Source organism: Pseudomonas sp. FSL W7-0098 (genome assembly GCF_005930585.1).
Taxonomy (GTDB): Bacteria; Pseudomonadota; Gammaproteobacteria; order Pseudomonadales; family Pseudomonadaceae; genus Aquipseudomonas; species Aquipseudomonas bubulae.
The window spans coordinates 535,271-548,141 of the sequence record NZ_RXHW01000001.1; the positions used below are offsets into that span (position 1 = coordinate 535,271).

General features: G+C 56.1%; 7 protein-coding genes. 4 read left to right on the forward strand and 3 right to left on the reverse strand.

The features are described 5' to 3' along the window. Positions 1–31: 31 nt before the first annotated feature. Both FHL07_RS02330 and sohB read right to left on the reverse strand, forming a co-directional pair. Positions 32–5,128, reverse strand: a complete 5,097-nt coding sequence (locus FHL07_RS02330) for an NEL-type E3 ubiquitin ligase domain-containing protein (RefSeq protein WP_138738046.1) — start codon at positions 5,126–5,128, stop codon at positions 32–34. A 179-nt stretch (positions 5,129–5,307) separates the two neighbouring features. Then, on the reverse strand, positions 5,308–6,327 hold the full coding sequence (gene sohB, locus FHL07_RS02335) for a protease SohB (RefSeq protein ID WP_095000406.1): 1,020 nt from the start codon (positions 6,325–6,327) through the stop codon (positions 5,308–5,310). A gap of 207 nt (positions 6,328–6,534) precedes the next feature. On the opposite strand from sohB, the gene FHL07_RS02340 reads away from it, so the two are divergent. From FHL07_RS02340 to FHL07_RS02355, 4 genes are all read left to right on the forward strand, one after another. Beyond that, entirely contained in the window at positions 6,535–7,245 is a 711-nt protein-coding gene (locus FHL07_RS02340) for a histidine phosphatase family protein (RefSeq protein ID WP_095024746.1), read from the forward strand. A gap of 57 nt (positions 7,246–7,302) precedes the next feature. Continuing rightward, positions 7,303–7,617 (forward strand): SCP2 sterol-binding domain-containing protein, encoded by a 315-nt coding sequence (locus tag FHL07_RS02345; RefSeq protein WP_095000408.1) that lies wholly within the window; start codon positions 7,303–7,305, stop codon positions 7,615–7,617. 201 nt (positions 7,618–7,818) lie between these two features. Further along, a complete protein-coding gene (locus tag FHL07_RS02350; protein WP_138738047.1) occupies positions 7,819–8,886 on the forward strand; it encodes a phosphotransferase family protein in 1,068 nt (355 codons plus the stop codon). 23 nt (positions 8,887–8,909) lie between these two features. Next, complete coding sequence (locus FHL07_RS02355) at positions 8,910–9,677, forward strand: SDR family oxidoreductase (RefSeq protein WP_095018034.1); 768 nt, start codon at positions 8,910–8,912, stop codon at positions 9,675–9,677. A gap of 140 nt (positions 9,678–9,817) precedes the next feature. On the opposite strand, the gene FHL07_RS02360 is transcribed toward FHL07_RS02355, so the two are convergent. Further along, positions 9,818–12,790 carry an RHS repeat domain-containing protein gene (locus FHL07_RS02360; RefSeq protein ID WP_138738048.1) on the reverse strand — a complete coding sequence of 991 codons (2,973 nt, stop codon included), beginning with the start codon at positions 12,788–12,790 and terminating at the stop codon, positions 9,818–9,820. Positions 12,791–12,871: the final 81 nt, after the last annotated feature.

Here is a 12,871-nt window from a genome sequence, read left to right on the forward strand (position 1 = left end):
AGGGCCAGCGCCTGCATAACCCTGCGCAGGGTCAAGATTGCTCCTGGTCGAAAGGGTGTTTTTCAACTTCTTCACGGGTCAACTGGCTGATCAGTTCTTGCCTGGCCAGCAAACGACTTTCCCCTACAGCTTGGGTTTTCGACACATACTCCTGACTGGACAGCCTCTCCCTAGCCAGGTAAAGCCCCTGCATGCGTTCATGCAGCGGTGAGTCAACCGACTGAAAATGCTCGGGGTATTTCTTCTCCAGAAAGCGCTCCCAGAACCCCTGCTTTTCAATGTAAGCAATCCTCGCTTGCGCTGTATCCTCAGTCAAAACATACAGCTTGGCGGCTTCAAGCTGCTCGAGCGTGACATTGGCGACTCTTTCAAAAATCATGCTCTTGGGCCGCGCCGGCAAGCCAAGGTCAGCAGCCAGTTTGACCTGATAAAACATCTGTATCTCCAGCGGATCAACCTTTGCAATTCGCGCCTGCAAATCAGCCGGGCTGAGCCTCTGCGCCAGACGCAGCGCTTGTGCCGAACCCAAACGATAAGCCACTCCCTGCTGTTCCTCCGCCGTCATGTTCGCCAAGGGCTCAGATGCAAAATCCGGGCTGACCTCATCGATCAAGCCCTGCAATTGGCGCACGTACTCTGATTGCTCGGCATGGACTGCAGCAATTCGCGCCTCAACAACCCCCTGTACATGTTTATCCAGCAGTTCGATCCGCAGAAGTCCTTGTGCCAGTTGCAGCAGCTCTGCTTCGGCATTGACCGAGCTTTGCGCAATAAAGATCCGGTAACGAAGTTCAAGATCCGAAAAAATCATGGGAATCCCATCGGCGCAGGTATTGGGATTGGCTGAAACCTCAAACAGCTGGTTACGTAATTCGCTGAAATCGTGCATGGCATTGAGAACTTGCCAGACCCGTTGGCTTAAACTTTCACGTCCATGCAAATACTGGGAGGACGCACTGAGGTCTTCCAGCACGCGAAAAAAATCACTCGACCCGGCGATATCCCTCAAGCTGTTCCATACACGCGTCTCTGTGAACGTTGGCCGGGACGCCCAGTGAAAGATGCCGCGTACCTGGTCAACATGCCGACGTCGCGGAGCAATACCAAAACTGATGCCGTACTCTCGCCGATAATTCTCAAGGCGGCGTAACGAGTCGGCACTCAAAGGATTGTCATGCAGGTGAGTAACACTATTGATCGCTGTTCTGCCAGGTGACAAAACCTCCAGTGGAATGCGACTAATATTGTTGTCACGCATATCCAGGGTCTGCAGGTGGCTGAGCGACTCAACCCCTTCAGGCCAAGTCAGCAGACCACTGTAGCGTAGATACAAACGCTCAAGGTCAACCATGCGAGTCACCGAAATACGCCTGCCCAAGGGATTTCCCGTTAAATTCAAAGATTTCAACCGGGTCAGTCCCGCCAGAGCCGAAGCGGTTCGCCCGCTCAATACAATATGATTGTCCTGCAAGTTCAAGTTGACCAATTCGGACATACCGGCAATTTCCACGGGCAACTCACTGAGCTGGTTACTTTTCAGGGACAGGATGCGTAAGTTGGGAAACTTTTCCAAAAATGAACCGGGAAACTTTCCATTGGGTGAGTTGCTCAAGTGCAGTGCACTGACATGGGAAAAATCTGCCGATATCTCAGGCAAGCAATCAACTGGCCAACTATTGAGGTTCAGCACATATCCGGTGTGCTCACCCACGCTCACGGTTGCAGTCTGTCGGCGCCAGACATGGAGCAAAGCCTGGCTGATTGCACGCTTGTCCTGGGTCGTCACCAGTACCCGCGGGCCATTGCGCCGCTGACTCCAGACCGGCGAGTCCACCCAGCGCTCAAGATCGCTACGCAAGGTTTGAAGTTCGGCCTTGAACCTGGCCAGTACCCGGGTGGTCAACGCAGGTGAAAGTTCAAGATGGTATAAAAACTGGCTGACCGTTTCCTCACTCATCAACGGAAAAAGATCCATCACAAGATCCTTTATCACCAATGGCCTGCTCGCTTGCGCGGCATGGCCTGAGCGACCGCTGAGCCTGTAGCCTGCCCGCCCATCGGCCAGGCGCATGGGCGATTTGAACCAGGGTTTAACCTGCTGCATCCCCAGCGCATTGGCACTTTGCGCGCGATGACCGGCCGCATGGGATGCAATTTTCCAGCTTAAAAACACCCCCGGGTCAGTGTCGGGAAGCCCAAGCGACATACGCGCGGAAGACGGCAAGGCTTTGGCCACACATCTGCAAAGATAAGGGCTGCTGTATATATCATCTGTCGCGAGGCCCAAAAAATGGTACTCGCCCGCGCTTTTAAAAATCTCCTGGCTGTATCTGGACAACGGATTACCTACGGAGCTCAGTACTTGACCTGTGGCTCTGTCGCGCAATAGCAAGCGCTGACTGGGTGGCCAATCAGGCAAGTGGGTAAGGGTTTGCCATGCCAATGTATTGCTATCAACGTTACTTAGAGCCTCGAAATAGAGTCCCTCCAGTGCCCGGTTCAAACGCAATACCTGCGTGTAGCTGCGCGCCTCTTCCAGGATATGCAGCGGCAGGCGCCCGGTGCTCTGCACTGTTGCCATTTCGGCCGGGGCAAGTTGATCCATCAACTCGCCCATCACACTTGCCGGCAAACTCGGAAACTGTTTTTGCAACAGCTCCATCCGGGCTGTCACCACCTCGCCCCGTTTATACAGATGCGAGAACAGGTCAGACTTTGTAGCTTGGGCAAAGCGACCCAACTGGCGCGCCAATGCCTGTTCCTGTTGCTCAAGGCCATCGACAGATTGCCCCAACAAAACCTCGATTTGCGCCGAGGAGAAGGACTCCAGCGTGGTCTTGAGCAATTCTGCGTTCTTGATCTGGGCTTCGGTAACTTGCAGGCGGGGATGCGTAGACTCCACTTCAGGCCCGTACTCCATGACCATGGACCCGCGCATGTTCACCACGCGTAAAACTCTGTCCGCAGGCCAGCCATCAAGACGAGTCAACAGCTCCAGTTGCAATTGCGCAGTATCGGTAGACACTTTGCCCCCCTGCTGCATTTGTACGATGAAACGTTCGATCATTTGACTCAACTGCACGCGCCTCATGCTGTCTGCCAACGCAGGAGGTGGCGGCAGGTTATCCATGTGCAGCCTGCGCAACGCATCATCACTGGTATTGGATGCAGCCAGCACACGCTCGACCATAGCGTCCGATAACCCTTGGGCCGCAGGGCCCAACCGACGGAACAACTGCATGCGCGACATTTGCATCGGATCATCGAGTTCATGCGCCCACGCACCGCTGCCGTTATGCCTGACGCGTGGTGTGTAGGTGTACGGCTCGGTTGGGTGCTGGATATGACACCTTTGTGTCGCAGCATCGATTTTGACCTGATACACCTTGTCTTCCAGCTTGATAAACTGCTTGTTACCCATGCTATAGAGCCCTCGCGCATCGGGCTCGGCATCACCCAGCGCAAGGTTTGGGTATTGGTAGGGCCTGAGATCCGGCCGCCACAATCGTTTTTGACCTTTAACTGACGTGACTGCAACCAGTGCATCCACGACCGGCGATGGCCTGAGTGCTTTTGCCGCTGCAGTGCTGCTGGCAGCCAGCGCAAAATTCTCGGCAACATCGAATAAGTACTCCAGCGCGGCGGCACGGTCTCCCCGCTGCCATGCCTTGATACCGTCATACACCTCAACCCCCAGTTGCATGACACTGGTTACCAGCAAGATCTCACCCAGAACAGGGACAAAACCCAACGCAACCATCAACAAGCTCACCCCCAGATTCAAGAAAGAGGCCTGACGTGCCAAACGACTTTTAGAGTCTTCATCTTCCGTGGGGACGATCAGCAACCTGGCATCATCTTTAATTTTGGCCAACTGCAGCCCCCAGGCAATCAAAAATGGATCGTCAAACTTGGGCAGATGCCGGGTTTCGGACATCAATGCAGGCTCATTGATGATCGGTGGGCGGCGTAACAACAACGAATCCCAGGTTATATTTTTCAAGTCCGTGCGCCGCATAAACTCGGCGCGGTAACGCAAGGGAACCAATTGAAAGAAATACGTGGCAAAATCGCTATTTTTTAACCACTCGCGCAGCGTTGCCTTTAATAAATCAAACGACTCGAATTCGTGAAACGCCTTGCCGGAACTGTTCGGCAAATAAAGCACGCAGGGCTGCGCCTCTTCGGGCGGTTTTCTCTGCGGCCAAAAAACAATAACTCCGGGGACCTCAAAGCCCATGATATGAAGCGTGCTATGGCCTGAATGAATATACGAAAAGAGGGCACCCGGCGGAATCAAAAAATTCAATATATAGTGATATGATTGTGTCGTGACCTCCGCCTTCATATAGGCCGCATGCAAGGCGCAGGCAAATTCCTGGCGCAGATTCTGCACAAATACAGCTTGCAACTTATACGCCTTTGAATTGGCATTATCGGCAGGCAAATTATCATCCGCCGGCTCAAACACACGCGTCAAATGCCATTGATATTGCATGCCCAGGTTCAGGTCGCGGCAGATCTGCGCGAAACCTTCGGGTTTTAATTCGGCCTGTTCAATCTGCTGCGTACCTCTGAGTGCATAAATGCACGACCCCTGGTCGAAGCCGCCTTCAACAGCCTCAAAAGCCTCATAGTTCTGCAACGCTGCCTGCAGCAGGCTGTGATGACTGACGCTCGATACCAGGTTCAGCTCCAATGACTCAGGTGTGAACTTCTCGGGCAAGGCAAACTGGATCAGAGAATCAACTAGCCTGAATTGTTGCCGAGCAAAAAACAGCAACAGATTACTCAACAAGCGAACCTGTTTTATGCCATACCTCTTGGGGTCAGCATCTGTCCAGCCACGTGCCTTCAGCGCCTCCTTGAGCAACGGCTCGGCGAACGACTCTATCGGCTTGATTTGGGCCAGCACGCGCGCGACCTCGCGCTGAGCCATTTGCCCTAATTTGAAACTGTTAAGTAATCTTTCGCGCAACATCGGCGACGCATATTTAAACCAAGGTGCAAGCAACCCCGCAATATAGGTTTCGTGCTGGTTTTCAACCGGCACATTCGCCAATCGACGGGCATAGTCGACAACGGATCGTTCAGACTCTGATAACGGATAACTAATAGCATCGGTCATGGTAAAGGCTCGATAGGGATTCGTGCCTTCAGCTTATAGACAACACTAAAAAATAGTCGGCTGAATACTTGATAAAGAATCAGGTTATTTATTAAAAAACATGTTTTAAACGATAATTAACTACCGCACCAGACACAGACGCAGGCGCTGTTGTAAAACTTACAACAGCGCCTGACTAATCACCAGAAACGTGATTGGGTCAAACGACTCCACAATGAGTCAACAACATGTTCCGCCGAACTGCTGGCAGCCAGCCCCACACGCTCCTGCAAACTTTTGCGCTGGGCATAGTGCAGGTGATACAGCTGTGCATTCGCGGCCCGCTCGGACAAATACTCATCGCTGGTTTTCAATTCGTCGACCAGCTGTTTATCGACCGCAGCAACGCCCAGCCACACTTCGCCGGTAGCCACTTCATCAATCGCCAGCTGCGGGCGGTACTTGGACACGAAGTTCTTGAACAGCTGATGGGTGATATCCAGGTCCTGCTGGAACTTTTCACGACCTTTTTCGGTGTTTTCGCCAAATACCGTAAGCGTTCGCTTGTACTCGCCCGCCGTCAGCACTTCATAATCAATGTCGTGCTTTTTGAGCAGGCGATTGACGTTGGGCAACTGCGCCACCACACCGATGGAACCCAGAATTGCAAACGGTGCACTGATAATCTTCTGGCCGATACAAGCCATCATGTAGCCACCGCTGGCAGCAACTTTATCGATGCAGATGGTCAGCGGAATGCCTGCCTGACGGATACGTGCCAATTGCGACGACGCAAGGCCATAGCTGTGCACCATGCCACCACCACTTTCCAGACGCAGCACCACTTCGTCAGTCGGCCTGGCCAGGGTCAGCAAGGCAGTAATTTCATGGCGCAGGCTTTCTGTCGCCGAGGCCTTGATATCACCGTGAAAATCCAGCACGAAGACATTTGCCTTGGTTTCTGGCTGTTTTTTCAGTTTTTTGTCGGCCTTGGCAGTCTGCTTGCGCAGTGCCTTGAACTGGTCTTTGGACAGCAGCGATTGCTCCAGGCGTTCACGCAGGCCCTTGTAGAAATCATTGAGCTTGGTGACCTGCAATTGCCCGGTAGAACGGCGCCCTTTGCCACGCAATGCAGCAACAGTCACCAGCACCACCACAATGGCGACCACCAGAGTCACGGTTTTAGCCAGAAAACTGGCGTACTCGGCAAGAAATTCCACAGCATCTCCTTGAAAACGATTGCAGCCCGAGGGTCAGGGCTGCGCAATGGCAACCAGCATACCGACGCCAACCGGGGCCTGCCAGCCGTGAAACACCTTGATCAGGGGCATTGGCAGCAATTCAAACAAGCGTATGTTTTTTCATTGACAGCCACTTGCCATCCTCCTAACCTCGCCTGACTTTCAGTGCTCAGGAATGACGCGCACGTGGGCAGCATCTATTTGATCAGACATGGCCAGGCCTCCTTTGGTGCAGATGACTACGACAAGTTGTCACCACTGGGCGTGCACCAGGCGCAAATTGCCGGTCAGCATCTGGCCGAACTCGATTTGCGCTTTGACCGTTGCCTGGCCGGTGATCTGACACGTCAGCAAGACACCGCACGCCATGCCCTGGCACAACTGCACGCCGCCGGGCTGCCCGCCCCTACACTGGAAACAGACGCTGCCTTCAACGAATTCGATGCTTACGCCATCCTTGATGCCCTGCTTCCCGGCTTGCTGCCGGACGAGCCAGAGGCCCTGACGGCGATGAACAATGCCGCCCACAATCCGGCCGAGTTCCAGCGTATCTTTGAGCTGATCATCGAGCGCTGGCTCAGCGGCACCTGGGACACCCCCGGCCTGGAAACCTGGCTGGGCTTTGTCGAACGGGTTCAGGGCGGACTCAATCGCCTTCTTGACCTTGCCAAAGGCCAGCAGAACATTGTCGTGTTCACTTCTGCAGGCACCATTACGGCCCTGGTCCACCTATTGACCCGAATTCCGGCCACCGATGCTTTCAAGCTCGGCTGGCAAATCGTCAATACCTCGCTCAGCCAGCTCAAGTTTCATGGCCGCGAGGTCACCCTGGCTTCCTTCAACAGTCATGTGCATTTGCAACTGTTGAAGACGCCGTCACTCATCACCTATCGTTGAGCGTCGGCAACCGCGGCCTTCGGGCCGCCGTACTCCACCCTATATAAGGATCGAACCATGACTTCTGTAGCTGATGCCGTTCAAGCAATGAAAGCCAAATTCAACCCAGCCGCTGCTGCAGGCCTGGACCTGGTTTTTGGTTTCCGCATCGATGAAGATAAACACTTCTCGCTGATCGTTAAAGACAGCACTTGTGAACTCAAAGAAGGTGAAAACCCTGACGCCCAGGTCACCCTGGTGATGGACGGCGAGACCCTGGAAGGCATCGTTAGCGGCGAAACCGATGGCATGCAGGCATTTATGGGCGGCAAACTGCGCGCTGAAGGCGACATGATGCTGGCCATGAAACTGAGCGAACTGTTCCCGGCCTAAGCCACACGCAGCACCGAAAACCGAAGCCCACGCGCTTCGGTTTTTTTTGCCCTGCGGTTTATTGAGGCAGTGGCCATCAAAGACGCTGATCCCCTGCTAACAGCCCTGCCTATTAAGGCAGCAGCCGACTTGTCGAGACCCGGGCCGCCCATTAGATTAGCGAATGTTGTCAGGCCTCAACTATAAACAGAAGAGATAAACATGGCGCTTACCGACTCGTCCACCCGCATCCGCACCGGCGAAGAACTCGACGCCAGCCGCATTGACCCTTACCTCAAGGCAAATATTCCTGGCCTTGTGGGGGAACCTGCGATCAGCCAGTTCCCCGGCGGCGCCTCGAACCTGACTTACCTGATTGAATACCCGGGTCGAGAGCTGGTGCTGCGCCGCCCGCCCTTTGGCCAAAAGGCCAAATCGGCGCACGACATGGGCCGCGAGTTTCGCATCCTCAATCAGCTCAAGGACGCCTTCCCCTACTGCCCCAGGGCCTACGCCCACTGCTCCGACGAAAGTCTGATCGGCTCCGGGTTCTATGTCATGGAACGGGTCAGGGGCATCATCCTGCGCTCGGATCTGCCGCAGGAACTGGCATTGGGCGCCGACGCCACCCGAACCCTGTGCAAGAGCTTTATCGACAAACTGGTCGAGTTGCATCGCGTTGACTACAACGCCTGCGGCCTGGCCGATCTGGGTAAGCCGCAAGGCTACGTGCAGCGCCAGATCAGCGGCTGGAGCGAGCGCTACGAAAAGGCCCTGACCCCGGATGCACCCCATTGGCACACAGTAAAAGACTGGCTGCACGCCAAAATGCCAACCGACTACCCGACCCCGGCTATCGTTCACAACGACTACCGCTTTGATAACGTGATCCTCGATCCCGCCAACCCGATGCAGATCATCGGCGTGCTGGACTGGGAGCTGACTACGCTGGGTGATCCGCTGATGGACCTGGGCAACACCCTCGCCTACTGGATCGAGGCGGATGACCCAGCGCCGGTGCAACTGATGCGGCGCCAGCCGAGCAACGCTCCGGGTATGTTGACCCGCCGCGAATTTGTGGATTACTACGCCGAGCGTTCCGGGATTCAGATAGACAACTACGATTTCTACTACACCTACGGCCTGTTTCGTCTGGCGGGTATCGTTCAACAGATCTACTACCGCTACTACCACGGCCAGACCGCAGACAAACGTTTTGCCCAGTTCATACAAATGAACGCTCTGCTGGAGCAGATGAGCCTTAACGTCATTCGCCGCTCCAGCCTCTAAGCCCCAGATAACAGGGAATCAACATGTCCAGGACTCAACTGTTCGACCTTGATGGCAAAATCGCTTTTGTTTCCGGTGCCAGCCGTGGCATAGGTGAAGCCATTGCCAGGCTGCTGGCCCAACAAGGTGCCCACGTCATTGTCTCCAGCCGCAAACTCGAAGGCTGCCAGCCAGTGGCCGATGCAATCATCGCCGAGGGCGGCAAGGCCACTGCGATCGCCTGCCATATCGGCGAAATGGAACAGATCACTCAGACCTTTGCGCGCATACGCGCAGACTTTGGCCGCATCGATATCCTGGTCAACAACGCCGCGACCAATCCGCAGTTCTGCAACGTACTGGACACCGACCTTGGCGCTTTCCAGAAAACCGTCGACGTGAACATTCGCGGCTATTTTTTTATGTCCGTGGAGGCAGGGAAGCTGATGCGCGAGCACGGCGGCGGCAGCATCATTAACGTAGCCTCGATCAACGGCGTATCACCGGGAGTGTTCCAGGGTGTGTATTCGATGACCAAGGCAGCGGTGATCAATATGACCAAGGTGTTTGCCAAGGAATGTGCAGGGTTCGGCATTCGTTGCAATGCGTTACTACCGGGGCTGACCGACACCAAGTTTGCCTCGGCGCTGGTCAGCAACGACGCCATTCTCAAGACCGCCCTGCAACACATCCCGCTCAAACGCGTCGCCGCCCCCGGCGAGATGGCCGGGGCTGTGCTGTATCTGGCAAGCGATGCATCGAGCTACACCACGGGTATCTCGCTGAATGTAGATGGCGGATTTCTGTCCTGATGCCAAGCGCTGCCACGATGATCTGGCAAGCCTCAGACAGCGTGGGCAGCACAATGCCTGCGGTGCAGGCAGCGTGGCGTATCACACCAAACCGGAGCACTATCATCGCGAACAGGCCCGCCGCCGCAGGTTATCCATCATCAGTGCTTGACCGGTCTCCAACGCTTGAACAGGCTGTTGTAACCACTTCTGGCCGTTTGCAGCAAAAGCCCACGCACCTCGGTCAGTGCCGATACCGCCCCTTTGGCAGCCCCCACCCAGGCCCTGGCCCGTGAACTTTGCTGCGCTATCGGCGAACCTGTGACATACGCGGCGATGGCCTCGATCCCGACCCCGGCCCAGTAAACCCACGTCTGATTGAACATCCTGCTCATGCCTCCATGAAACGTGGCCATCCCTGGCGGGATCTGCAGCGTATTCACGTGACGATCCAGCTGAGCAGATTGATGGCCTGCGCGAATGTAAGTACCCGCCGCCCCGTCATAAGCCTCGATCACAGGGGCTATATTCGGCTGCAGTGGCCCTGGCACAAACTGACCATAGACCGCGTTGGGAACAGTAGCCAGGCCATAGGCACCTGCGCTCATCATCGTTCGCATGACTCTGGAGCTTACCGGGGTCTGGCCCCAGGACACGCTGTCACCGTAACCTCTCAAGGTCTGCTGCAGGACTTCACGTGTAAGTGAGCGCACATGCCCCGCCAGCCTCACTCGAGCCACGGGATCCCAAACCTCATCAGAACCCGCCCCCTCGCTGGCACCTCGCATTTCAAAGCCCCTGTGCGTAACGTTTGCGGCAATAAAACCGATAAAGGGGCTCCAGTGAGTCAAGTTTGCAAAAAGCCCGGTACCCATGTGCATGACAGCCAGTGCATCAATGGCATTTACCGTACTTCGCAAGGCAACATTGAGCCCGTGAGTCGGTTGACGACCCTCAAACAGGGCCAGGTCGACCCCCACCCCGACAACATTACTGATCCAGGTTGCCAGCCCATCACGAATCGCGGCGGCACTCGAAGCCTGCCACCGCGACCTGATCTGCCTGGACAGCCCGGAGATGGCCGAGTGCAATCCGGCAAACCGGCCAATAGCCGCCTCCGAACTCAGCAGGCCCTGCTCGTCGACCCTGCCGACGGGATTGCCCAGCGCCATCGCGTACAGGTTCATGCCATCAATATCATCGCCCGGATCGGCGCTGATCCAGCGCGCCAGCCACGGTGCGTAATACCGCAAGCCGTAATAGTAAAGCCCGCTGGCATCGCGCTCCTTGCCCGAATAGCGAATAAATTTATAACGGGCTTCAAGGGTATTTTTCGTCGCCCACCAGGCAGTGGCTCCATAGGGGTAGTAGCTTTCCTGACTGAGTAACCGCCCAGAGCCGTCCAGCTCCAGCATGCTGCAGCCCAGATGGTCCGAGAGGCTTAAACGCATGTGTTCGTTATCGATGCTTTCGGGGCGCCCCTTCTCCCACTGCAATATGCTCGCGCTATTGAGATCACCGGCCACCGTCAGCACATTCAACCATTCGCCCGTGGCGCTGTTGCGCCGGACTTCGAGACCGGGCAAGTAATACACCTCTTCACGACGGGGCTGACGATGGCCATGGGACTGTCTGATTTTAAGCGCCCTTGCCCCGCTGCTGTCGTAGACATAGGCCTCATCATCGTTGGCACCGTCCTGGCGTGTGACACGGGTAACTCGCTGCAATTGATTGCGCAGGGTCCAGCTCAGCCACTGCCCCGGTTCGAGTACCTGCTGGTTGCCATTCGCGTCAAAGCCGCTTGCCAGCCCGGGGCGGGCGGGCAGCCCCGACTTTTGTTCAAGGCCGTGATTGCTGTGGTCAGCCACGTTCATCTGTCGCGTATAGCCAGAACCGTGGCTGGGCATGTGTTGCAGCAGGGCAAGATTGCCGCCTGCATCGTAGGTATACGACTGACGGTAGTTACGCATACGCTGACCGTTGGCCGCACCCAGGCCCGCAGCAACGGGCAGCTGCGGGCCATTGAGATTGCTGGCGTTTTCACGGCCCGTGGCTTCTATCAGCTGGTAGAGCGAGTCGTAGGTATAAGTGCTCAATGCTTGCAGCCGGGTATTATCAGACCACAGCACAGGTTGCGCTGCATCACGGATATTCAGCACATTGCCAACCCGGTCATAGACATAGTTCAAGTCCTGCAAGGCTTCACCCGGATTACTGGTGCGCCATGTTTTCAGTTGCTGCAGGCGGTCATCCAACGGGCTGTAGGCCAGGGCACGCACTACCCCGTTGCCCGACCGTTCAACTTCTATCTGGCCGCTCGCGTTATAGGATCTTTGCTGCACCACACTGTGCTGGCGACCGCTGCCGAGATTGACCATCACCGCAGCCAGCAGACCGTCCACATCATGGCGCATACGCTGCCGATTGCCCTGGGCATCGATTTGCTCAACCAACTGGCCCACAGCATCACGGCGCCATTGAGTGCGCCAGCTTCGGGATTCAAGGTGCTGCTCACGCAACCCGGCCTGCGGCGACCAGTTGGGCGCTTGGGATGCGTCACGTACGAATCGCCGTGACTGACTCGTCACCTGCCCCAGCAGGTCATAGCCCTCAAACCACAGCGTGCCGGCAGGGTCGTCATGACGGATCAGCCGGGCGCAGCCATTTTGGCGCGCATGCACAGCGCTGTTGTCGGCATAGGTCAGACGCTCGACACAATGCGCAACCTCAGTTCCGGCGCCCTGTTCGAATACGGCGTTCAGGCGCAGCAGTTCATCGTATTCCCAGATGCTGCGGGTACCCCGGGCATCCCAACTAAAGCGCAGTTGCCCGCCCGCCCCTGCCAGGCTGATACGCACGCCGCGGTCAACACTGTCGCTGCGCAGCAGGCGCCCCGACAGCGAAGATCGATTGCGCTGATTGGGCACCGTAGTCGGATTTTTACGGCGCAATGCCACCAGACGCGGATCCCACTGTTCGGTCAAAAAACCGCTGGGGCCAAACACCTGGCGGCTGATCCGCGCTTCAGGTTCCTGCGCCGCAGTGCGCCGATGACAGGCCACCGTGCAGATGGCCAGCCCGCGAGGGTCATAAGCGGTTAGCAAGGGAGTATGGCGATGCAAGGCTTGGGGCATAAATCAGCTTCCTGAACTGCACAATAATTAAAAAGTGTAGTGATCAGAATGCTTGCCCCACGGGCCAGAGCGGACAGGCTT